Here is a 22,480-nt window from a genome sequence, read left to right on the forward strand (position 1 = left end):
GCCGAACCGGCCGCGGCCGCGCCGGTGCAGCACTACCGCCGCGCGCCGGTCGCATTGCGTCTGGAGCAAACGCTGGGCAACGGCATCACCCCGTCGCGTACCGTATTCGGCCTGACCCGTCACTACGGCTGCTGGTGGATCAAAGGCTGAACAGGCATGCCGCCCCAGTGCGGCAAAGCACATACCACGGCGTCGGTTGGGTCGAGGCACCGGCGCAGGGCACAATAGCGGTTTCCCCTCCCCACCACGGAAGCCGACGATGCAATACCCCGAATGGATCTGGCACAACGGCGCGATCAAGCGCTGGGCCGAAGCGACCACGCACGTCATGTCGCACGCGTTGCACTACGGCTCTTCCGTATTCGAGGGCATCCGCACCTACGACACGCCCAACGGTCCGATCATCTTCCGCTTGAACGACCACAACACGCGTCTGTTCGCCTCGGCCAAGATCTACGACATGGGCATTCCGTATTCGTTGGCGCAGATCAACGACGCCTGCCATGAAGTGATCAAGGCCAACGGCAACACCACCGATTACCTGCGTCCGGTCGCCTACCGCGGCCTCGGCGGTTTCGGCCTGTCCGCCGACACCCCGACCGACGTCGCCGTGGCGACCTGGAAGATGGGCCAGTACCTGGGCGCCAGCGTGCTGGAAGAAGGCATCGACGCCTGCGTGTCGAGCTGGCAGCGTTTCGCTCCCAACACCATCCCGGCCGGCGCCAAGGCCGGCGGCAACTACCTGTCGGGCCAGTTGGTCGCGCGCGAAGCGCGTCGCCTGGGCTTCGGCGAAGGCATCGCGCTGGCCTCCACCGGTTTGTTGTCCGAAGGTGCGGGCGAGAACCTGTTCCTGGTGTTCAACGGCGCCTTGCACACCACCCCGGTGAGCGCGGCGCTGCTCAACGGCCTGACCCGCAACACCATCATCACCCTGGCCCGCGACGTCGGCATCGAAGTGGTCGAACGCGATCTGCCGCGCGAGTACCTGTACCTGTGCGATGAGTTGTTCATGTGCGGCACCGCCGCAGAGATCACCCCGATCCGTTCGGTCGATGGCCGTCAGGTCGGCAGCGGCCGTCGTGGGCCGGTGACCGAGCGGATCCAGGAGCTGTTCTTCGGCTTGTTCAACGGCAAGACTCCGGACAAGTACGGCTGGCTCGAAGCGGTGAAGTAATTGACGTAGTGAGTTGAAGGAATCCCCGCTTCCTGGAAGTGGGGATTTTTTTTGGGGTGGTGTTTTACGAGCAAGAGCGAATCCCCCTGCCCCCCTTTTCCAAAGGGGGAACAGCAAGAGCGTCGGCAACCGTGACCGTAACCGCGCGCAGAAAAATCGCCCCCTTTGAAAAAGGGGGCTGGCGCCCGCGCACTACGCTTCAGACAAATCCAACTGCGCCGGGGGATTGGCTTTTGCTACGTCGGCAAAACCCTATCCGACGGACGGCCCCTTCTCCCCAGCGGTGTAGCTCGCCAAGCGCATTCATCGGACGCCGACATGCCCCTCCGCCCAACCGTCCCGCTGATCGCCGAGCGCGGGTTCGGTCTTTGCGATGCGCCGTTCGATGGGCCGCCACGGCACCGGCAAAGCGCAAATTCGCGCTGTGGATTGACAGCCGCGTCCGCCCCGGCGTATAGCTCGCCCGGTTAGTTCAAAGAGAGGCAGACATGTACGTCCGCCATGCGATACCGCTGTTCGCAGCTCTGGCCCTGAGCGCGTGCGCGCATTCCAACGCCGCCGCTCCGCTCCCGTCCAAGCCTGCCAAGGAGGCCACCGAGATGAACGCTCCGTCCGAAACGCTCGCCAAGACGCCGACGCTCAACGCCGAGCAAGCGCTGACGCGGCTGCTGTCGCTGATCCGCGATACGCGCAGCGCCGAAGAATTATCGCCGGAGCGGCTCGCCGCCGCGTTCGGGGTGAAAATCTCGCAGTACGAGCCCGGCTATTGGGCATTCGGCGAGGCCTTGTCACCGCGGTGGTCCTACAGCATCGAGCTGCGCGAAAAAATCAAAATCGGCTCGCGCTTCAATTTCAGCTTCAACAGCGCCGCGGGCGCCTCGCCGCCGATCGACGAATTGTGCGCGCTCGACTACGCCGGCTTCACCGCTCAACTCGAATCGATGGGCTTCGTGCGTACGGCGTATCGCGCCGAACACGGGCGCTTCGTCAACGATTGGTTCGATCGCCCGGGCCTGCGCCTGGCGGTGCATCCGTTGGGCGAGCCCAGGCCGGCGGACGGTAAAGCCGCGCGCGTCTGCGTGAAGATGGTGCTGATCCCGTAAGCCGACAAGGAGTCAGGCATGGCCACGCTCACCCCAGAGGCCCAAGCGGTCGTCGACGCTTTCGCCAGTTCGGGCGTCACCCCGGACCAAGCGGCCAATCTGCGCTCGCTGATCGCCAATTCGCCCACGCTGGTCGATCAGCTCAACCGCGCGACCGCTCCGCCGGATCCCAGCATCGCCTCGATCGGCATGATGGCCGACGACAGCCTCAGCGGCGAATACGATCAAGACCTCAAGCAGGTCCGCTTGGGCAAGTCGCAGTTGGACGCTCCGGCTTCCGGCAGCTTCAACGCGATCGGCGCGGCGTTCACGCTCAGCCATGAAATCCAGCACGGACTCAATCAGCGCGAGCTCACCACCGCAAACGACGCGTTTCTGGCCGAAGCCGAACGCATCGCGCAAACCCCCGGACCGACCCACGACTACACCGCCGCCACCGAGGCGCTGCTCAAGGCCAACCGCCGCAACGAAGCCACCGCCGAGATCGCCGGCTACAACGCGGCGGTGGAAACGCTTGCCGCCACCCACCCCAACCCGACCCTCGGCGACATTTACGAGTCCGACCCCGGCAACATGGGGCCGTACATCGAAAAAAGCGCCGCCCCTCCGTTCACCTACTCCGCCAAGAGCGGCCTGACCTTCAATGCCGACGGCACCCTGACCGCCAACGAGCTCAACATCGACGCGGTAGGAGACCATTTCTTCGACATCCCGCGCGGCGCGCCCGCCGGCCTGGGACAGAATCACGACGAAGGCTACCCCAACTTTTACGGGGCCTATGCCGTAAACGTCATCGCCTATTACGAGCGCCAGCACAATCCGCCGCAGCCCGGTGTCGTAGCGCCGCAACCGGTGCTCGATCTGAAGCACCTGGGCTTGAGCGAAGCCGGCATGGAGAGCGTCGGCGTAGATCTGGGCGACGACAAGCGGCCGATGCCGTACCTGGACAGCAGCACAAATCCGCCGACGGCAGGCAGCTTCGACCACACCCTGGGAGCGCCCGCGCCGACGCTGCCGCCCCCCGGGCCCACCCCGCCCACGACACCGCCGCCGGGGCCCTCGCCGCCGAACGCGGCCGGCTCGGCCGCGGACGCGAGCTTGCGGGCCGACCACCCGGATTACCCGCTTTACCAACAAATCCGTGCCGGCGTAGAACGCATCGATACCGAACACGGCCGCGGCTACGACGACGCCAGCGAACGCCTGACCCGCGCGGCGCTGGCCCGGGTCAAGGAAAACGGCGGCGGGCCGGTCGATCACGTCGTGCTCAGCCAGGATCGTTCGACGTTGTTTTTGGTCAAGGGCGGTCTCGACGATCCGGCCCAGCAACGTACTGCGCTGGCAGTCGGGGAGGCGCTGCAGACGCCGGTCGCCGAGTCGCAGCGGCGTGCGGATGCGGTTCCGCAAGCTCAGGAAGCTGCGCAGGTTCAACGGCCTGAGGCGAGGGCCGTGCAGCATTGACGCTGGCGGTTTGCTGAGGGGGAGTTCGGCGGTTTGCGGGTAAAAGGCAAATCCCCCCTGCCCCCCTTTTTCAAAGGGGGGAACAGCAACAGCAACCGCGACGGGATCGGAAACGGGAACGGAAACTACGATCGCGCCGCGGTAATTCGCCCCCTTTGAAAAAGGGGGCTGGCGCCTACGCAGTACGATGTCAGACAGATCCAACTGCGCCGGGGGATTTGCTCCCGCCGCGGCCGCTAAAACGCCCTCAATTGACAGCCCATCCCCCCAACGGTATAGCTCGCCAAGCGCATTCATCGGACGCCGACATGCCCCTCCGCCCGACCGCACCGTTGATCGCCGCGCTCGCGCTCAGCGCGTGCGCGCACACCTCGGCCAGTTCCCAACGACCGCCGGATTCCGCCAAGGAGCCCAATCCGATGTCCGCTTCCGCATCGGCGCCCGCCAACGCGCCCAAACTCGACGCCGAGCAAGTGCTCGACCGTCTGCTGACCCTGATCCGCGAGTCCGAACGGGTCGAGCAATTCACCGCGCAACGCCTGAGCTCGGCGTTCGGCGTAACCTTCTCGGTATTCGAACCCGGTTATTGGGGTTTCGGCGAACAGCTTTCGCCGCAGTGGTCCTACGGCATGGAAATGCGCGATAAGACCGCGATCGGCTCGCGCTTCAGTTTCAGCTTCAACGCCGCGCCCGGCGCCACGCCGCCGCTGGAAGAAATCTGCCGGATCGACTACGCGCGCTTCGCGTCCGCACTGGAAGCCATGGGCTTCAAGCGCGAGCCCTACTACGGCGAACACGGCCGTTTCATCAACGATTGGTTCGAACGTCCCGGCATGCGCATAGCGGTGTACCCGCTGGGCGAAGCCGACGCGCCCGGCGAGAAAGCCTCGCGGGTGTGCGTGAAGGAAGTTCAGATTCCCTAAGTCCTAAGGACCAGGACCATGACCGCTCTGACCCCGCAGGCGCAAGCGCTACTGACCGCCTTCGCCGCGCGCAGCGACACCAGCGACGCCCAGGCCGCCAACCTGCAAGCGCTGGTCGATAATTCGCCCACCTTGATCGCGCAACTCAACGCCGCAGCCGCGCCGCCGGCCTACGTGCGTTCGATCGTGCCCTTGACCAACCCCAATGCCGGCGGCGAATACAACGGCCAATCCGGCGAACTGCGGCTGCCGCTGAAAATCCTCGACACCCCGGCGAGCGGCGCGTTCAACCCTGGCGAAGCCAGTTACGTGATGGGCCACGAGTTGCAGCACGGCGCCAACCACGCCGGCATGGAAACCGAGCGCCGCGCGGTCTACGCCGAAATGACCCGGATCGCGCAGACGCGCGCGCCGCGCGACTACACCGCGCCCAGCGAAACCCTGCTGGCGGCCAATCGGCGCGACGAAGCCAGCGCGGAGGTCGCCGGTTTCAACGCCACCGTGGCCGCGGCGCGGCACGCCAACCCCAATGCGACCTTGGCCGACGTCTACAACGCCAATACGCGCATGCAGGCCTACATCGACCGCAGCCAGAACGGCCCGCCCTACACCTACACGATCAAACCGGAGTTCACCCTCAACGCCGATCTCACCATGAGCCCGACGCCGGCCAACGTGGAAGGCATGGGAAAGCATTTCTTCGACCGCCCGCGCAGCGCGCCGGGCGGATTGGGCGCGCAGGGCGCCTCCGACTATCAGAACCTGTACGGCGCTGGCGCGATCGCGGCGTCGGCTCACTACGAACGTCATTTCAATCCGCCCGTGGCCGGCGCGACCGCGCCGCAAATGACCTTCGACATGAATCGCCTCAAGCTCAACGAGGCCACTGTGGAAGGCGTGGGCATCGGCCTGCAGACCGGCCAGACCCTGCCCTATTTCAACAGCAGCACCCAGCCGCCGACCCGCAGCCAGTTCGACTACGTCGCACCGCCGCAGCCCGCACAGCCCGCGCAACCGGCGCAACCGCCGCCGCAACCGGGCGCGCAGCCGCCGGGCCCGGCGCAGCCGTCGCAAGGCTCTGGAGCGCCGCAATCGCATCCGACGCCGATCGGGCCTGAGCGGGCGCCCGCCGGGCTTGCGCCGAACCATCCCGATTACGCGCTGTACCAGCAGATCCGCGGCGGCGTCGAACGCCTGGACGCGCAACACGGCCGCGGCTACGACGACGCCAGCGAACGTCTGACCCGCGCGGCGCTGGCTCGGGTCAAGGAGAACGGCGGCGGGCCGATCGACCACGTCGTGCTCAGCCAGGATCGTTCGACGTTGTTTCTGGTCAAGGGTGGTCTCGACGACCCGGCCCAGCAACGCACCGCGCTGGCGGTCGGGGAGGCGCTGCAGACGCCGGTCGCCGAGTCGCAGCGGCGTGCGGATGCGGTTCCGCAGGCGCAGGAGGCTGCGCAGGTGCAACGGCCTGAGGCGAGGGCGTTGCAGCATTGAAGCCGGGCGGTGGGGCGAGTGGGTGAGTTCGGCGATTTGGGGGTTAAAAGCAAATCCCCCTGCCCCCCTTTTTCAAAGGGGGGAACAGCAACAGCAACCGCGACGGGAGCGGCGACGGAAACGGAAACTACGATCGCGCAGCGGTAATTCGCCCCCTTTGAAAAAGGGGGCTGGCGCCAACGCAGCACGATGTCGAACAGCTCCAACTGCGCTGGGGGATTTGCTCCCGCCGCGCCGACGCTAAGCGGAAATCGTAGCCGCCCCAAACGTCAACGTCGCCACCACCCCGCGCTCCTCGCCCGGCTTCACCCGCACATCCCAGCCGTACAGTTCGCACAGCCGGCGCACGATCGACAAACCGATGCCGCCGCCCTGCGAATGCCCCGCGTGGGTGCCGCGATAACCGCGTTCGAACAACTTGGCCGCATCTTCCGCACTCAACCCCGGCCCGGAGTCGATCACCTCGGCCCGATTGCTGTACAGCCGCACCACCACCTCGCCCTGAGTGGTGTACTTGACCGCATTGCCGATCAAATTGCCCAACGCCACCGCCACCGCCGCTTCCGGCGCATCGACCACCAGGCCGCGCTCGCCTTCCACCCGCAACGCCAGCGTCTTGCCGCCGAGCTGCGCGCGGTGGGCGTCGAGCAGTTGCTCCGACAGCTTGGCGATGTCGGTCGAACCATGCCCGCGCTCGCTGCGCGAGAGCAGCAGCAGCGCGCTGATCAGGTCGGTGCACTGCTGCTCGGCGCGCTGGATACGCAACAACCGGTTGCGAGTCTTGTCTTCCAGATCCGGCCGCGACAGCAACAGTTCCACCGCGCCCTTGATCACCGCCAACGGCGTGCGCAGCTCGTGGCTGACGTCGGCGTTGAACTCGCGGTCGCGCTGGACCACGTTGGTCAGGCGTTCGGCGTAGTCGTCCAGCGCCTCGGCCAACTGACCGACTTCGTCGTCGGGAAAATGCGCGGCCAAGGCTTCCGACTGCGCGCTGCGGCCCGAGCGTTTGATCCGGTTGGCCAACTCCGACACCGGGCTCATCACCCGCGACGCCGCCCACCAACCGACCAACAGCGAGAACAAGGTGAACACCACAACCGACAGATACAACGCCCGATTGAACTGAGCTTCGCTACGCGCCGAAGGCGTCATGTCGTAAGCGAGGAAGAACCAGGCTTGCGGCGTTTTGCGCACGGCCAGCTTGTAGGCGAACGGCTTGCCGTCGTCGCCGATGCCGTTCATGCCCACGATACCGTCCTTGAGTGGATACCACTCCGGCCATCGGGTGCGCACCAAATCGAATTTATCGGGCGTGTACAAATAGCCGCGGACTTGATCGAACTCGACTTTGGTATCGCTCGGATTCGCTTCGAATTGCTGCGCGGCTCTTTCCAGATTGCGGTTCATCGCGTCTTCGACCAACTGGTTCTCCACCCGCGTGCGGGTCCAGTTGGTGGCGAAGGCGAACATCGCGGTCAGGCCGAAGCCCAACAACACGAACGACAGGATGATGCGGCTGCGCAACCGTCGCCGGAAGCGCTTCTTCTTTTTCAGCCGCGATGCGGAAGGCTCCCCTGAGGCCACGCGATCAACCGTTCTCGGGTGCCGCGATGCGATAGCCGATGCCGTGACGGGTCTGGATCAACGGCGTATCGAACGGCTTGTCGACCACCGCGCGCAAGCCGTGGATGTGCACGCGCAGGCTGTCGGAGTCCGGCAATTCCTCGCCCCACACGCGGGTTTCCAGTTCCTGCCGGGTCACCACCGCCGGCGAGGCTTCCATCAGCGCCTGCAGGATCTTCAACGCGGTCGGGTTGAGCTGCAGCAGCTTGCCTTGGCGGCGCACTTCCAGGGTGTCGAGGTTGTATTCCAGATCGGCGGCGTTGAGCACGCGGGTCTGCACGCCGCGGCCGCGGCGCGACAGCGCGTTGAGCCGCACTTCCACTTCCTGCAACGCGAACGGCTTGATCAGGTAGTCGTCGGCGCCGGAATCGAAACCGGCCAGCTTGTTGTCCAGGCTGTCGCGCGCGGTCAGCATCAGCACCGGCGTCTGCTTGCGCGCTTCGTTGCGCAGCTTGCGGCAGACCTCCAGGCCGTCGAGGCCGGGCAGGTTCAAATCCAGCACGATGGCGTCGAAGTCGTGCACGACCGCCAGATGCAATCCGGTGATGCCGTCGGCGGCGAAATCCACCGTGTGGCCTCGGTCCTCGAGAAAATCGCCGAGATTGGCGGCGATGTCCTGGTTGTCTTCGATCACGAGTATGCGCATGTGCTGATCCCATTAGGTGGGCGTTCGACCGCGATCGCGCGCCTGGGTTCCATCGGGCCGCTGCGCGTAGGCACAACGGCGGCAAGCCGAGGATTCTGCCAGAGCGTTTGTAAAATGAACGGGAAGCGGAGCGTTCGGCTTTGGGATTCGTTCAAAGCGCGTCGGCGAATGGGCCATAAGTCATGGCCAGGGCGAACGGGTTCGCATCGGGCGAAGACGTCTGTCGCGCCGCATCCGCGGTGCCCGCGAACGGCGCCTGCCGGGCCTTGCGGCCGAAGCCCGCGCGGATCGCCGCCGCGCTCGGCGCGGCTGGCCCGGATCGGCCCACATCGGCCCAAACCCCTTAAAAACAAAGGCCCAGACGCGGGGCCACCGCGCCTGGGCCAAAAGGGTATTGCCCCGATTACCGTAACCTGCGTTCCACCAGATCCCTATCCGTAACGTTCTGACGAGGAGCGTGACTTGGAAGATCGACAGTGCTTCGGTCCGGGTAACGCTACGCGGATTTCGATTAAACCGCCGTTAAAAACGATGTTAAATAAAAGTTAATCGCAACTTGAAATTGCGATCCGACCGGCCCAGCCCTTCCGCGCCGGGAACCTGCCGTTCGGCGGGTCGCCGGCAGATGACCTGCCCGGCTTGCCATTTGCCGGGAATCGGGCAAGCCCGGACCCCGGCGGAGGCCCCGTTCAGCGTCTCGCGGCCGCCCGACGCACCGGTTTTTGCTTCACCCGGCTGGCCACGTAATCGATGATTTCCCCGGCCACGTCCACCCCGCTGGCCTCCTCGATCCCCTCCAGGCCCGGCGAGGCGTTGACCTCCAGGACCAGGGGGCCGCGGGCCGAGCGGATCAGGTCGACGCCGGCCACGCCCAGGCCCAGGACCTGGGCCGCGCGCACCGCGACCTCCTGCTCGGCGGCGCTGGCGCGCACGCCCTTGGCGGTGCCGCCGCGGTGCAGATTGGAGCGGAAGTCGCCCTTGGGCGCCTGCCGCTTCATCGCCGCCACCACCCTGCCGCCGACCACGAAGCAGCGCAGGTCCGCGCCCTTGGCTTCGGCGACGAACTCCTGGACCAGGAAATTCGCGTACAGACCGCGCAGCGCTTCGATCACGCCCTTCGACGCCGACAGCTTCTCGGTCAGCATCACCCCGGCGCCCTGGGTGCCTTCGTTGAGCTTGATCACGTGCGGCGGCGGGCCGAGCATCGACAGCAGGTCGGCGGTGTCGTCGGGGTTGTCGCCGAACACCGTCGCCGGCAGGCCGATGGCTTGCGCGGCCAGCAGCTGATGGCTGCGCAGCTTGTCGCGCGCGCGCAGGATCGCGTCGGAGGTGTTGGGCGTGTAGGTGTCCATCAGCTCGAACTGGCGCAACACCGCCGAACCGTAACGGGTGACCGACGCGCCGATGCGCGGGATCACCGCCTGGTAACCGGCGATCTCGCGGCCCTTGTAATGCATCTGGAAACCGTCGGAGGCGATGCGCATGTAGCAGCGCAGCGGGTCGAGCACGCGCACGCTGTGACCGTGTTCGCGCGCGGCCTCCACCAGCCGGCGCGTCGAGTAGAGCTTGGTGTTGCGCGACAGGATCGCGAGCTTCATGAGGGCAGTCGGCCGAAAAGAGGAAGGTGGCGGCGCGCGGCAGTCGCGCGCCGGCTCAGCTGCGGTGAATCCGCCGGCGCGCGCGTCCATGCAGGAACGAGCGCGCGGGGTCGATCGTGAATGCGTCCGCTACCGCGGTACGGCCCAGCAGCATCGGGAAACGCATCCCGCGACGATCCGACAGGTTTATTTCAATTTCGCGTTCGCTGCCGGCCAGACTCAGCATGGTGCGGATGAACACGCGGCGGGTGCGGTGGCCGCCGGAATCGGTGACCTCGCGCTCATCGAACACCGGCGCGGCCGCCTCGATCGCGCCCGCGCCGACCGCGCCGGGGCTGAGCCGGAAACCGACCCAGTCCTGCCCGTCTTGCTGATAGCGCCACTGCGCATCCACGTGCAGCGCCGAACTGCGCGCGCCGGTATCGATCTTCGCGCGGATCGCGACCACGCCCAGCGACGGCAACACCGCCAGCTCGCGCCAGCCCAGGAGGATCTTGGAAGACATCGCACCTCCGTTGTGGCGACCGCTGATGGCGTGGCTGCGACACGGCCTTGGACCGCCCCGCGCCAACGCGGTTCCGTCCAGACCGTCGCCGTGGCGACAAAAAACGGCGACCTCGCGGCCGCCGTACGTACCGGTCGCGGCGGCGGCGCGGATCGATCCGGCCTGAGGCAGCGATGCGATGCGCGACGGTCCGAGCGGAACCGGGCGCGCAGTCTAACTCGCTCGCGGCGCGAGCGTCGATGCATTCGATGCGATGTGCGGATCCCGCTCGGAACAATGAATTTTTCACATGGCGTCGGAGCCGATTTCGCCCTCGCCGCGCACCGGGTTGCGCGAAGTGAAGGATTCAGATTCGCGCCCGGGTCGATGGCCGGGGAGCGCGTTCATCCGCACGCAATCGACGCCCTCAATTCGACCCGGCCCGATCACTTGCGGCAGTTGCGCCGCTCCTCCGCCACTTCCTGCGCCACCGCCTCGGCGCCGAGCACGGCCAGGTCGCGGATGTTCTTGCGGGTTTCCTCGCAATCGCTGGGACCGCCGCCGCCGAACATGCGGCCGATTTGCTGCACGGTCGAGGCGATCGAACGTGGCGGCCGCATCTTGAAGCGCTGTGCACCTTGCCCGGGCAACTTCGGTTTGTCGCTGGCGAAGGCTTTGCCGGTGGGGGCGTCCCAAGGCGTGCGCGGCGGTGGTGTGGATGGATCCAGGGTGGTGTGATCGATCTGGATCGCGGTCAGGCCGGTGTCCGTCGTCGATGCCGGCGTTGTCGGCGGCGGAGTGTTCGACGCGATTTCGGGTTGCGATGCGGAGGTTGCGGTTGCGGCGTGCGGTCGAACATCGCGACGCGACTCGCGTGGCGTTGGGCGCTCGCTTGATGGCTGTCGCATGGGAGGTTGTTCGACTGACGTCGGCGTGCGCGCCGGCAGCCACATCAGAATCGGATCGCCGTCCGCGCCCGCATCGCGCGGCGGCGGCGCCAACAAGCGCGCACCGAACCAGCCCAGACCGACATGCATCGCCAACACCAACGCCACCGCGAACGCGCGCTCGGCTCGATCGTTGTCGCCGGTGCCAGCGCCAGCGCGCCGTGGCAATCGGAACCGCGTGCGCGACGCAGCGCTCGCCGCGGGCATTCCTTGCCTCATCCTGTGCGTCCTTTGCGAAATCGGGCGCGGCGAGTGTGCGCATAAACCGTGCGTGCCGCGAGCCTTAATCGGCGCTGCGTGTGCTCGCCGTTGGCTCACGTTCAAGCAACTGGGTTTGCTTCGGAGCGAACTAACGAAGGGCTAACGAAATGGTTCGCGTCCATCGAATCGAGCGGCAAGACTTCGGCCCCTGTACCGACCAGATGCCGCAAGACACGTCATCCTTGTCGGCGATCAGAATCTGCATTGACTGCCGCGGCACGCGTTCGATTGATAAAGAAAGAACTACTTGATGGGCCACGCCCATTTGCGCATTGCTGGTGGACAGCAATCCAATTACCGCGCCATCCGGCCCGCTGGTGAAGGAGATGGCGTGGAAGCGATAAGCAACGCAATGCTCCCACCTTCCAACTAGCCGAGTTCGAGCGCCACCGCCCCTATGCCGCTGCCGTTGGTCCTGGCTGGCCTTACTGCATGCGCCAAACCGCTGACCGCCCCAAACCCTGCGGCGCCCAAGTCCCTCACAGCCTACTTTTGGATTAATCCAAGCATGAAGACCGGCATAAACACCCCGATAAGCCAATGATATTGCAAGAAAAAGAACCATTTTGTATAATAACCACATGAACATCCGGGATCGTATATTGCAGTCGCTCCGCCCCCGCCGGGACGGCCTGATGGCTCGCTCAGATGTAAGCGGATATGGCAGCCCGAGCCAGGTGTCGACCGCCCTGAAACAACTATGTAACCGCGGCCTGATCGTTTCACTGGGACAAGGCTTTTTTGCCAAGAGCTCTGTGGCTCAGAGTCGAGGCAAAACTGCGTTGTTGGCGTTGGCCAAGGCCAAGAGGGCGAAAGCAATCTCTAAGCGCTCAAGCAAACGCCCTCATCTAGCAAAGGGCTTGCTGGGCCACAAACAGGTCGCCCTGACGTCAGTGGCTGAGCAAGTGCGAAAAATGGCGGCGCAAGAGGGCGTCGTATTCGTTGAGACCTATGCGGATCGCTGGGCGGCAGCCGTAACCCGGCTCGTGGGCGATGAGGCGCAGAGCGACCCAACCGAGGATTTGCTGGTAGCCTTGACCCGCAAGGGAAAGCTGACCCCTATCGAGATGGTCGAGCTAATGACGAAGCATCAACGGGCGCTCAAGCATGTTTGATCCTTTCGGCGATTTTGAAACAGCTGGGTATCTGCGCAACAGATCGCAAGAAAAAGATCCTGCAAACGTTAGGCGTTACGAATACAACCTTTTCCGAGCGCAGCTAACAACTGCGCTTGTTTTTTTGTCTCGATGCGAACGCATCGAGTATGAGGACTTCTTGGAAGTCCATCGCATCTTGTTTGAAGGCTTGTATCCATGGGCGGGGCAAGACCGATATGCGCTCTTGCCTGATCGAGCCATCACTAAGGGCCCTGTGATCTTCTGCCATCCTCGTGATTGCCGTCGCGCTGTGGATGATGCATTGAGCCGCGCCCAAGAGAAAAGGCAGATGCGGACCATTCCCGGTTTTGTGATGGGAATGTTCGCTTACGCCCATCCATTCTTCGATGGCAACGGACGCACAATGCTGTTGGTCCACGCGGAGCTTTGTTTTCGCGCAGGCATCTCTATCGACTGGATTGGCACAGATAAAAACGCTTACTTGACCGCCCTGACTAACGAGATCGAAGACCCTAGAGCTGGGCATCTAGACAACTATCTGAGCCCCTACATTGGGAAAGCTATCTCGCGCGAAAGCTGGAGCTCTACATTCCAGCAGATGCGAGGTTTAGACGGGAACGACGAAGTCATTGATGAGACCGCCACCTATGCCGACCCATCCGTTCTGAAAGGACAAGAAGCCTTTGAGCTAAAACGCGGTTACGTGATTGGGGACGACAGTTTCGTACCAACGCGCCCGGCCTGACTCCGTCGAAGCAGGTCATTTTGGGGACAGGAGAGACGCTCCACATCCACCAGATGGCTCTGGATTTCGTCCGAAAGCATCGGCGAGGGCTCCGCGGCCGAAGCTACATGAGCGAGAGAAGCGCTGAAGCGATCGCACCAATGAGCCGCAGTCTAGCGACGGCTGCAGATCCTTCGGAATACGAAACCGAACATACAGACCTGACGGCCTGACGATGAAGGCGGGCTTGGGCACGAATGGCTCCTCGAACGAGTCCTTTGAGTGACCAGTTCCAGAGCCCAGACTATGTAGAGAGTCCCTATCCGATCAAAGAGTTAGATCGATGCGGGAAACGATGGAGCGGGTGATGGGAATCGAACCCACGCTAGCAGCTTGGGAAGCTGCAGTTCTACCATTGAACTACACCCGCGTGAGGGCAAGTCTATGCGTACGGACGGCGGCTTGGCAACGCATACGAAGCCGGCCCCGTAGCCGGACCGCGCCGCCGCCGGATCGCGCGGCCCCGCGGCGCCAGCCGCCACCCAACAAAAAACGCGGCGATCGCTCGCCGCGTTTCTCGTTTTCCGACAACCCCAACCCCAGCGGACGCCGCGCGAACGCGACGCCCGCACCGGATCAGAACCCGCTGCCGATCTGCGCGAACACCGTGGTGTTGTTGCCCGAGCCCTGCCCGACGGTAACGCTGGCGCCGACGTTGGCGTCCAACCCGAACAACTTCGTGCGCACGCCCATCAGCGCAGTGCCGTAGTTCTGGTCGAACTCGCGGCCTTTGACGGCGTAGTAGCCCAGGCCCGGCACGGTCTGCAGGCGCGCGTAGGCGCTCTTCGGCGCGTCTTCGAATTCGCGGTCGAGGGTCAAGCGCGCATACGGGCGGAAGCTTTCGCTGTGGGCGTAGTTGATCTGCCAGCCGACGCTGCCGATCAGCGAGTCGAAGCTCTGGTCCGGGTACGCCAGCGAGGTCGACAGGTTGGCGTCGCTTTCGGCAAAGCCGTCGACGTCGATGCGCTGGGCGATCACGCCGATCACCGGGCCGTGACGCAAGGCTTCGCCGAATTCGTAACCGGCGTTGAGCGCGGCGGTGACGTTCTTGCCGTCGGCCGAGCCGTGGTGGACGCGGGTCGCCGGGCCGAGGTTGGCGTTGCGGTCGATGTCGAAGTCCAGCTTGGTGTAGCTCAGCTGGCCGTTGACCCAGGCGCGCTCGCCGTACCAGCCGACGAAGCCGCCGATGCTGGTGTCTTTCTGTTCGAATTCGCCGCCGCGCAGGCCGAAGTCCTGCTTCTGCTGGCCGTAGCCCAGGAACGCGCCGAACACGAACTTGCCGCGGGTCCAGTCCAGGCCGCCGGTCAGCGCCGGGCCGGCGCCGTCGTACAGGTCGCCGTGGCCGTAGCGCTGGAAGTCGCCGCGCACGCCGCCCCACCAACGCATGCCGTCGCCTTCCGGACGCTCGCCGACGTGGGCGGCGACCTGGTCGGCGCGGGCGCGGCCGGTCATCGAGGCCGAGTTCGGCAGCACCGCGATCAGACGCGGCGCTTCCAGCACCGACAAGGCGTAGTCGGCGAGGATGCGGTGCGAGGCGCTGGAGGGATGCACGCCGTCGGCGAAGGCGTAGCTGTCGGCGCCGCCGGGCACGGTGTTGGTCGGGCTGCAGGTCACCGAGGAAGCGGTGATCTGCGGATTGCAGGCGGTGCCGGTGACGTTGCTGATGCCGTACGGCGCCGGGTTGGAGGTGATTTCGCGCAGCAGGTTGAAGGTGTCGAGCGGAATCACCCGCAGACCGGACGCGGCGATGCCGCCGTACAGGGCGGTGTTGTAGGTCGTCGCCAGTTGGGTGCCGGCCGCCTGCTGGGCCGGGCCGCCGGCGCGGAACTGCGGGGTCACGCCCAGGTCCGGCACGGTCGGCACCAGGATGTATTCGGCGCCGGCGTTGCGCAGTGCGCCGATCACGCCGATCTGCGCGGTCACCGCGTTGGCGATGGTCGACTGCGCCGGTGCGCCGGCGGCGACCGCGAACAGGTCGTTGGCGCCGCCCCACACGGTGTACAGCGCGTTGGGATCGGCGCGGCCGCCGTTGGCGGCGAGGTAGTTGGCGGTCTGGGTGGCCAGCGAGGGAATCGCGCCGAGCGCGCCGCTGGTGTTGGTGCCGGTGCGGGCGCCGCCGACGGCGTAGTTGGTGCCGCCCTGGTTGGCGCTGGTGGCGTTGGTGCCGTAGTACTGGGCGACCCACTCGGACCAGACCAGGCCCGGGTTGGTGGTGAAGCGGCCGATCAGCGCGCCGTTCGGGCCGACCGCGCCGATCAGCGCCGGGCGGAAGTGGCCCGAGTCGGTGAGGCTGTCGCCGATGAAGACGGTCTGCGAATAGGGGTCGTTGGCGGCGAAGGCCGGGGCGGCGGCCAGCACCAGGGCGACGGCCAGCGCGGTACGAACGGGTTTCATCATGAACTTCCCTGCTTTGAAGTAACGGGTGGCGACGGCCGCAAGCCCCGATGGCCGGGGGTTCGGGCGCCGATTGAAGAATGCCGTCCGACGACATACGCCGGCGGATGGCCGAATCGAAACACGCGCGCGCCGAGCAAGGCAAGGCGCAGCGCGGCAAAACGCGACGGCCGGCGGGCGGCCGAGGCGTCGCTCGACCGCAGGATTATCGCTGTCCCGGCGCATCGGCGCTGGGGCCAGACGTCACGGGTAATGGATGTGCGTGGGAACCATGCTTAGCGCATGAGGCGTCACGCTGCGACCGTCGCTGCCGCGTCGCATCGGCACCTGCGCGACTGGCCTGACGCCGGCGCGCGCGCGACAATGGCGGCATGAATATTCTGCTCAACGGCGAACCGCGCGCACTCGCGGCCCCGATCCCCGTAACCGAACTGCTGCGCGCCGAAGGACTGGGCGAGCGCCGGGTCGCGGTGGAGATCAACGGCGAGATCGTGCCGCGCGGCCGCCACGCCGAGACCGTGCTCAGCGAAGGCGACAAAGTCGAGATCGTGCACGCGCTCGGCGGCGGCTGAAGCCGCGGCGGGTCAGCGCGGTTTGGCCGCGCCAGGGTTGAGATAGATCGGATTGCCGACCAGGGCCAGACGGCCTTGCGCGTCGCGCACGTCCACCCGCAGCCAATGACGCGCGCCGTCGCTGCGCCAGCGGAAATCGAAACGTTGTTGTGCGTCGGTCACTTGCGGTTGCGCGATCAGCGCGACCACGGCGCCGTCGACGATCGCCTCGATGCGGCCGCCGACGACATTGCCGACTTGTGCGGACAACTCGACCTCCGCGCCCGCCGGCACCTGCAATTCGCCGCCCATCGCGATCTCGCGCCCGCCGTGGCGCGCCTGCAAATCCAGGCCGCGATCCCTGGACCCGCGCACATCGACGAACGCATTGCCGGCGCGCAGGCCTTCCAGAATCGCCGGCATCGACAGCTCGCGCGCCCGCACCACCGTGGTCGGCCGGCCGATGCGGCTGGCGCCGAACGGTTCTTCGGCTTCGGTCAGCGCGTCGTGATTGTCGCTGCCGCCGACGCCGGTCAAGCGATGGCCTGCGTTGAGTTCGCGCTGCCAGAACCCGATGCCCGAACCCGGCGTGTCGGCGTCGCCGCCGTTGACGACTTCGACCATCTGCACCCGCGACAGATCCGCAGCCGGCGTCGGTGTCCAGCCGCAGCCCATGCAGCGCTCATCGGACGGGCGGATCGGGTGATTGATCGAAACCAGCGGCGCTCCGGATGGAGTACGCCGCGCTTCGATTGCGCGCAGCACCGCATTCCAGTCCGGCACGGCGGCGCTGCCGACGCGAAAATCGACCGGGGCATACGTGCCGAATACGTTGGCGTGGCCTTGGAAGGTGGTGATCTCGATGCCCGGAATCAGCAGCAGGCGGTCGAAGTGCGGTTGCAACGCGCGTAAATCGGGCAGATGCGAGACCGTGTTGTGTTCGGTCACCGCGATGAAATCCAGGCCCTGTTTGGCCGCGGCTTGCGCGGTCAGAAATAGCGGGCACGGCGCCTTGGCGCCCGATTGCGCGGCGCAGCCGCCGTCGCTGTGGGCGCTGTGCATGTGCAGATCGCCGCGATACCAACCGGCCTGCGCGCGCAAAGGCTCGCCAGCGAGCGCCGCGTCGAGCGCATCGGGCATGCCGCTTCGCCCCAGATGGATGCGCGCGGTGTAACTGGCGCTGCGCTCGGCGCGGATGTTGGGAATGCCGAGCAGCACCTTCCACTCGCCCGCCGGCAGCGCGCCGGGCGAGTACGAGGGCGTGGCGTCGTTGGCGCCGACGGTGAACACGCGTTTGTTGCCGCCGCTCCAGCCGCGGAAGCCGTGGGGGGCGAGGAAATCGCCGGGGCCGATCAGGCCGAGGTCGATGGTGGTTTTGTCGGCGCGGTCGTAGTCGAACTCGATGGTGATGCGGGTGGTTCCGGCGGGGACTTGGAACGGGAGTTCGCGGTAGGTTTTGTTGTCGCGGCCGGTGATTTGGCCGCGCAGGACGATATCGGCTCTCGGGTCGGCATCGGTTGCCGTCGCGACTTCCGCGTGAGTTTTAGCTTGGCTTTTGGACCCGGCCGCTGTTGCCGACGATGCGCCGGCCAAGGCCAATAGCGAAAGCATGAGAATGCAGGCTCGACCGGCTTTCGGCCGCAACCGACGGACAGCGGGCATTTGCCCTTGCCCGTCATTGCCGCGAAGGCGGGAATCCAGTGACTTCAAGCGTTCTCGCACGAAAGGCCCTGGATTCCCGCGTTCGCGGGAATGACGAGCAAAAGCGGCCTCGTCGGAATGACGGGCAAAAGCGGGCTCGCTGGAACGACGGGCAAAATCGGGTTCGTTAGAACGACGGGCGAAAACGGATTCGCGGGAATGACAAGCGAAAACGGATGCGTTCGGCTTCATGGAATCGTCTCGATATCGCCGCGAACTCAATCGTGCTTCTCCGCCGCCTCGATCGGCCGCTGAGCGCACCGCTGCGGCTGCCTGCGCGGATTGCACCGAACCACTTCGCTGCGCGGAAACGTCACCCGATAACGGCTGAAACGCAGATCCGGCTTGAAATAGTCGGTGGAAATGTACTGCGCGCCGCTGGCGAACGCGGCTTCGCGCCGGCGCGAATCGTTGTTGCGCGCCTCGACGGTATCGGCGTCGGCGCGGGTGCGGACCAGGAAACCGGCGGCGACCGCGCGGGCGATGCGTTCGCCCTGCGCGAGCGGATCGTTGAGAGTCAGATACGCCGCATCCGCGGCGCGCTCATCGCCGTTGACGAACATCGCCCGCCCTTGCAGCGATTGCCGCTTGCCCCGGTACAAACCCACCTTGCGCGCATCTTCGTCCAGGGCGAACAGGATCTTGCCGCGCGACTCGCCGATGCTCGGCCAACCGCGGGTCGTCACCGCCTCGCGCAAGGTCTTGGCGTCGCCGCGCACGCGGTCGGGCGTGATCAGTTCCTGTTCGGCGAACACCGTGCGAACTTCCGCGTCGAGCGCATCGAACGCGCCCGCGTCGAACGCCAGCGGCGCCACCGCGCCGGGCCCGCTCGGGCCGTCCTTGGCGTTGATCAGGATCAGGATCGGCGCGTGTTCGCGATGAGTGCTCGACCAATCGCGAACCTGTTGCAGGCACTCGACGAAGATCGTGCACTGGCTGCGGAAATCGATATCGGCCAGATGCATCACCTTGAAGCCCGGCCGCGCCATCCGCGCGGCCAGCGCCGGCGGCCACGGGCCCGCTTCACCGTAGCCCTGACGCAAAGCGCCGGGCGGATGCGCGTAGCGACCGCCCTTCGGGTCGTAGTACACGTCCAGCTCCAACACCCGCGCACCGGATTCCAGTTGCTGGCGCAGCGGTTCGTGCGCGTAGTCCAGCGAATCCGCGCCGGCGCGGTCGCGGGCGCGGTGCGCGGCAAGCTCATCGGCCGGAATCGCCAGCTTGTAGCTGTTGTGGGTGCCGATGGCCTGCAAGTCGTTGAGGCGCAGATTGCGGTCGATCCAGGCCGCGGCGCAGTCCGGTCCGGACTGCGCCGCATCGGGCGCGTCGAGTTTGCAGGCCGGGTCCAGCGGCCGCGGCGACGGCGCCGGCTCGTGCGCGTACGCCGCGCCGGCCAGCCACAACCACGCCAGAACCCCACACAACCCGCGCTTGCTCATCGCCCTGCTCCGCCCGAAAACCGTCACGATACCCTCAGAACCGATACATCAACGCCGCGCGGAACGCGCGCCCCAGCAACGGCCGGGCGATGAAGGTGTTGTTGCCGGCGTCGGCGTTCTGCAGTTCGCCGGCACGCGGATTGCCTTCGGTCAGACCGCGCGAGTTGGTCAGGTTGTCGGCGTACAGGAACAGACTTAGCTCCGGGGTGAACTGATAACGCGCGCTGGCGTTGACCACGTCGTAGGACGGCAGCCGCACCGAGTTGGCGGTATCGACGAAGCGCTCACCCTGATACTCGTACGCCACCTGCAGGCGCAGACGGTCGTCGAGCAGATTCAGGCCCGGCACGATCCGGAAGCTGTTCTTGGGCACCCGGATCAGCTGATTGCCGACGAAGTCGCGCAGCACCGGCGCGCCGTTGACGCTCTCGGTGTAGCGCAGGCCCTTGTACTGCGGGTCCTGCACGGTCGCGGTCAACTGCATGTCGAACCAGCGCACCGGGAACCACGAAGCTTCCAGTTCCAGGCCGGTGGTCTTGGTGTCGGCGTACCCCTGCTGCACGGTCGAGCTGTTGCCGTTGAGGCTGAACACCGCGTTGCTGAAGCCGACGTTCTCGTACTTGGTGTAGAACAAGGTCGCGAACAGGTCGAAGGTTTCGTTGCTGAACTTGTAGCCCACCTCGCCCAGCTGCATGGTCTGGATCACCGGCTGCGCGGCCGCGTCCTTGCTCACGCAATCCTGGGCCACGGCCTGGGTGCAGTTCGAATAACGGGTGATGAAGCTCGACAGGTTCGGCAGGCGGAAGGTCGGCGTCCAGCGCGCGAACAGGCCCGAGTATTTGTCGAACTGCCAGTTGGCGCCGATCGTCCAACCCAGCTTGTCGTAGTCGCGGTCGTAAGCGACGAACTGGCCCGAGCCGGTAAGTATCTGCGAATTGGCCGGATTTCCGCCCAGATTCACCTGCTTGCGAATCTCGGTCCAGCCCTTGGCGTTGACCTTCTCCCAGCGCACGCCGGCGTCGATGCGTAATCGCTCGTTGACCTGCCATTCGTCCGACAAGTACACCGCCTGGGTGGTGGAACGGCCGCTGGCGTTCTCCCACTCGTAGCCGTAACGGTAGAAGCCCTTGTCGGTCAGCGTCGCCAGCGGGCGGCCGGCGGCGTCGACCGCGATCAGGTCGAGCAAGCGCGCGTTGTCGCGCACGTCCATCAGCACATTGGACGAATAGCGGTCGAAGTCCTGATCGAAGCGCGCGTAGTAGTAACCCAGGGTGACATCGTGGCTTTGCCCGCCGAACTCGAAGCGGCGCATCAGGCGGGTGTCGCTGATCAGTTCGTCCACCGGCATGGTCACCCCGCGCAATCCGCCGACCGTCATCAGCCCGTTGCCGTTCTGATTGGCGTTGTCGAAGACTTGGCCGGGCGAGTTGACGTAGCGCAATTGCGCGCCGGTCGCGCCGGGAACTGACGCCAACAGCTTGGCCACCTCGGCCGAGGCCAGGAACTTGTTCGCGCTCTGCAATTGCAGCGGGAACACGCCGTTGCGCTGGGTCTGGGTGCGGTCGTACCGCAGCGACTGCGCCAGCTTGAAGCCCGCGCCCAGCTCGTAGTCGAACTTGGCCGTGTACTGATCGCGCTTGACCTCGGTGCCGCGGGCGTTGTCGAAGTCGTAATAGCCGCCGTCGCCCATGCGCATCGACGCGCGACGGGTTTCCGGGCCGGCCAGGGTGCCGTAGTGGTCGTCGAAACCGGGCACGCCGCGGATTTCGCCGTCCGGATAGGTGCGCATCGGGATGCCCAGATACAAAGCGACGTTGTCGTTGAGCCGCTTGTAGTCGAACGAGAAATTGCCGCGTTCGAAGGCCTTGCTCAGGTTGATCCGGTACTGGCCGCCGCCGTTGGCCTGGAAACCCGGATCGCGGATGCCGTCGTCGAAGCGGTAGAAACCGCCCAGGCCGAGCTTCCAGCCGGCGCCGATCGGGGTGCCGAAGAAGAAGTCGTAGCGGTTCAGGCCGTAGTCGCCGACGGTGTACTTGACCACGCCCTCGGCGCTGTCGCCGACCACGCGCGGGATGAAGTTGATCGCGCCGGCCGGCGCGTTGGAATAGAACACCGACGACGGGCCGCCGCGCACCACTTCGATGCGTTCGATGGTTTCGTCCAGACGGAAGGCCTGGTCGCCGTTGAGGAAGCCCAGCGCCGGGTCGTGCTGCACCGGGATGCCGTCTTCGAGCAAGGTCACCGAACCGAACCCGTCGACCGGAATGCCGCGCGCGCGGATGTTGCCGCTGGCCTCGCCGCCGGTGGCTTCGACCCAGAAGCCGGGCACCGACTTCATCGCCTCGGTGACCGAGGTCGGCGCTTGCATGCGCAGGCGGTCTTCGTCGATGGCGGTGATCGAGTAACTGGTTTCGGCCTTGCTGCGCTGGCGGATGCCGGAGCGGCCGGTGACCACGATCTTGTCCAGATTCACCGCGTTCGCGGCGGCGGCCTCGCCGGCCTCGGCGGCGGCGGGCGCGGCGGCGGGTGCAGTGTCCTGGGCGTGGACTTGGGCGGCGGCGAGCAGGCTGGCGGCCAGGGCGATACGGATCGCCCGGCTGAGCGGGCGGTGGATGGAGGGCATGGCGTCGGCATTCGGTCGGAAGGAAAGGGGCGCTGCCGTCGGTTCCGTCCGAAGCCGTGCATGGCGCGCGGCAGCCGGATCCAATGCTGAACGCCGAAGCTCGTAGATTTCGTGACAGCGAACGAAGAATTCTCGCCATTCACAGCCAACCTC

General features: G+C 65.9%; 17 protein-coding genes and 1 tRNA gene. 8 read left to right on the forward strand and 10 right to left on the reverse strand.

Features of this window, described 5'->3' with window-relative positions; all coding sequences use genetic code 11:
• The first annotated feature begins 259 nt into the window (after positions 1-259).
• The 5 genes from V7787_RS46580 (at position 260) to V7787_RS46600 (ending at position 6,158) form a co-directional block, all read left to right on the forward strand.
• Positions 260-1,174, forward strand: coding sequence for a branched-chain amino acid transaminase (locus V7787_RS46580; protein ID WP_336094532.1), 915 nt, complete (start codon positions 260-262; stop codon positions 1,172-1,174).
• Positions 1,175-1,773: 599 nt separating this feature from the next.
• Positions 1,774-2,277: a hypothetical protein gene (locus tag V7787_RS46585; protein ID WP_336094534.1), complete on the forward strand. Its 504-nt coding sequence runs from the start codon at positions 1,774-1,776 to the stop codon at positions 2,275-2,277.
• 18 nt (positions 2,278-2,295) lie between these two features.
• The gene (locus tag V7787_RS46590; protein WP_336094535.1) at positions 2,296-3,738 is read left to right on the forward strand and encodes an XVIPCD domain-containing protein; all 1,443 of its coding nucleotides are present in this window, start codon (positions 2,296-2,298) and stop codon (positions 3,736-3,738) included.
• 419 nt (positions 3,739-4,157) lie between these two features.
• Entirely contained in the window at positions 4,158-4,661 is a 504-nt protein-coding gene (locus V7787_RS46595; RefSeq protein ID WP_336094537.1) for a hypothetical protein, read from the forward strand.
• An 18-nt stretch (positions 4,662-4,679) separates the two neighbouring features.
• A complete protein-coding gene (locus V7787_RS46600; RefSeq protein ID WP_336094539.1) occupies positions 4,680-6,158 on the forward strand; it encodes an XVIPCD domain-containing protein in 1,479 nt (492 codons plus the stop codon).
• 240 nt (positions 6,159-6,398) lie between these two features.
• Here V7787_RS46600 and V7787_RS46605 read toward each other — a convergent pair whose 3' ends face one another.
• From V7787_RS46605 to V7787_RS46625, 5 genes are all read right to left on the reverse strand, one after another.
• The gene (locus V7787_RS46605; RefSeq protein ID WP_336094541.1) at positions 6,399-7,682 is read right to left on the reverse strand and encodes a sensor histidine kinase; all 1,284 of its coding nucleotides are present in this window, start codon (positions 7,680-7,682) and stop codon (positions 6,399-6,401) included.
• Between the two features lie 64 nt (positions 7,683-7,746).
• Positions 7,747-8,427, reverse strand: coding sequence for a response regulator transcription factor (locus V7787_RS46610; protein ID WP_056179494.1), 681 nt, complete (start codon positions 8,425-8,427; stop codon positions 7,747-7,749).
• 689 nt (positions 8,428-9,116) lie between these two features.
• Positions 9,117-10,025, reverse strand: a complete 909-nt coding sequence (gene rimK / locus V7787_RS46615) for a 30S ribosomal protein S6--L-glutamate ligase (protein WP_336094544.1) — start codon at positions 10,023-10,025, stop codon at positions 9,117-9,119.
• A gap of 55 nt (positions 10,026-10,080) precedes the next feature.
• Positions 10,081-10,530 (reverse strand): ATP-dependent zinc protease family protein, encoded by a 450-nt coding sequence (locus tag V7787_RS46620; protein WP_336094545.1) that lies wholly within the window; start codon positions 10,528-10,530, stop codon positions 10,081-10,083.
• A 425-nt stretch (positions 10,531-10,955) separates the two neighbouring features.
• Positions 10,956-11,552 (reverse strand): hypothetical protein, encoded by a 597-nt coding sequence (locus V7787_RS46625; RefSeq protein WP_336094547.1) that lies wholly within the window; start codon positions 11,550-11,552, stop codon positions 10,956-10,958.
• A gap of 800 nt (positions 11,553-12,352) precedes the next feature.
• Between V7787_RS46625 and V7787_RS46630 the strand changes: the two genes are divergently transcribed.
• Positions 12,353-12,832: a hypothetical protein gene (locus V7787_RS46630; protein WP_336094549.1), complete on the forward strand. Its 480-nt coding sequence runs from the start codon at positions 12,353-12,355 to the stop codon at positions 12,830-12,832.
• Complete coding sequence (locus tag V7787_RS46635) at positions 12,825-13,580, forward strand: Fic/DOC family protein (RefSeq protein ID WP_336094551.1); 756 nt, start codon at positions 12,825-12,827, stop codon at positions 13,578-13,580. Before V7787_RS46630 ends, V7787_RS46635 begins: the two co-directional genes overlap by 8 nt.
• A 335-nt stretch (positions 13,581-13,915) precedes the next feature.
• Here the strand turns inward: V7787_RS46635 and V7787_RS46640 are convergent.
• Positions 13,916-13,989, reverse strand: a tRNA-Gly gene (locus V7787_RS46640).
• Positions 13,990-14,195: 206 nt separating this feature from the next.
• The gene (locus V7787_RS46645) at positions 14,196-16,013 is read right to left on the reverse strand and encodes an autotransporter domain-containing protein (RefSeq protein WP_336094552.1); all 1,818 of its coding nucleotides are present in this window, start codon (positions 16,011-16,013) and stop codon (positions 14,196-14,198) included.
• Positions 16,014-16,384: 371 nt separating this feature from the next.
• Here V7787_RS46645 and thiS point away from each other — a divergent pair, with 371 nt between their 5' ends.
• Complete coding sequence (gene thiS, locus V7787_RS46650) at positions 16,385-16,585, forward strand: sulfur carrier protein ThiS (protein WP_336094554.1); 201 nt, start codon at positions 16,385-16,387, stop codon at positions 16,583-16,585.
• A gap of 12 nt (positions 16,586-16,597) precedes the next feature.
• Here thiS and V7787_RS46655 read toward each other — a convergent pair whose 3' ends face one another.
• From V7787_RS46655 to V7787_RS46665, 3 genes are all read right to left on the reverse strand, one after another.
• A complete protein-coding gene (locus tag V7787_RS46655; protein WP_336094556.1) occupies positions 16,598-18,175 on the reverse strand; it encodes a CehA/McbA family metallohydrolase in 1,578 nt (525 codons plus the stop codon).
• Positions 18,176-18,483: 308 nt separating this feature from the next.
• Positions 18,484-19,704 carry a phosphatidylinositol-specific phospholipase C1-like protein gene (locus tag V7787_RS46660; protein WP_336094557.1) on the reverse strand — a complete coding sequence of 407 codons (1,221 nt, stop codon included), beginning with the start codon at positions 19,702-19,704 and terminating at the stop codon, positions 18,484-18,486.
• Positions 19,705-19,738: 34 nt separating this feature from the next.
• Positions 19,739-22,327, reverse strand: a complete 2,589-nt coding sequence (locus V7787_RS46665) for a TonB-dependent receptor (protein WP_336094559.1) — start codon at positions 22,325-22,327, stop codon at positions 19,739-19,741.
• Positions 22,328-22,480: the final 153 nt, after the last annotated feature.

Source organism: Pseudomonas sp. CGJS7 (assembly GCF_036961695.1).

What these genes read in the sequence shown, in the direction of transcription:
- V7787_RS46645 (WP_336094552.1), bottom strand. Translation starts at nt 16,013, where the DNA reads ATGAAACCCGTTCGTACCGCGCTGGCCGTCGCCCTGGTGCTGGCCGCC.
- V7787_RS46660 (WP_336094557.1), bottom strand. Translation starts at nt 19,704, where the DNA reads ATGAGCAAGCGCGGGTTGTGTGGGGTTCTGGCGTGGTTGTGGCTGGCC.
- V7787_RS46665 (WP_336094559.1), bottom strand. Translation starts at nt 22,327, where the DNA reads ATGCCCTCCATCCACCGCCCGCTCAGCCGGGCGATCCGTATCGCCCTG.
- V7787_RS46595 (WP_336094537.1), top strand. Translation starts at nt 4,158, where the DNA reads ATGTCCGCTTCCGCATCGGCGCCCGCCAACGCGCCCAAACTCGACGCC.
- V7787_RS46585 (WP_336094534.1), top strand. Translation starts at nt 1,774, where the DNA reads ATGAACGCTCCGTCCGAAACGCTCGCCAAGACGCCGACGCTCAACGCC.
- V7787_RS46635 (WP_336094551.1), top strand. Translation starts at nt 12,825, where the DNA reads ATGTTTGATCCTTTCGGCGATTTTGAAACAGCTGGGTATCTGCGCAAC.
- V7787_RS46620 (WP_336094545.1), bottom strand. Translation starts at nt 10,530, where the DNA reads ATGTCTTCCAAGATCCTCCTGGGCTGGCGCGAGCTGGCGGTGTTGCCG.
- V7787_RS46655 (WP_336094556.1), bottom strand. Translation starts at nt 18,175, where the DNA reads ATGCTTTCGCTATTGGCCTTGGCCGGCGCATCGTCGGCAACAGCGGCC.
- V7787_RS46580 (WP_336094532.1), top strand. Translation starts at nt 260, where the DNA reads ATGCAATACCCCGAATGGATCTGGCACAACGGCGCGATCAAGCGCTGG.
- V7787_RS46600 (WP_336094539.1), top strand. Translation starts at nt 4,680, where the DNA reads ATGACCGCTCTGACCCCGCAGGCGCAAGCGCTACTGACCGCCTTCGCC.
- V7787_RS46610 (WP_056179494.1), bottom strand. Translation starts at nt 8,427, where the DNA reads ATGCGCATACTCGTGATCGAAGACAACCAGGACATCGCCGCCAATCTC.
- V7787_RS46630 (WP_336094549.1), top strand. Translation starts at nt 12,353, where the DNA reads ATGGCTCGCTCAGATGTAAGCGGATATGGCAGCCCGAGCCAGGTGTCG.
- thiS (WP_336094554.1), top strand. Translation starts at nt 16,385, where the DNA reads ATGAATATTCTGCTCAACGGCGAACCGCGCGCACTCGCGGCCCCGATC.
- rimK (WP_336094544.1), bottom strand. Translation starts at nt 10,025, where the DNA reads ATGAAGCTCGCGATCCTGTCGCGCAACACCAAGCTCTACTCGACGCGC.
- V7787_RS46590 (WP_336094535.1), top strand. Translation starts at nt 2,296, where the DNA reads ATGGCCACGCTCACCCCAGAGGCCCAAGCGGTCGTCGACGCTTTCGCC.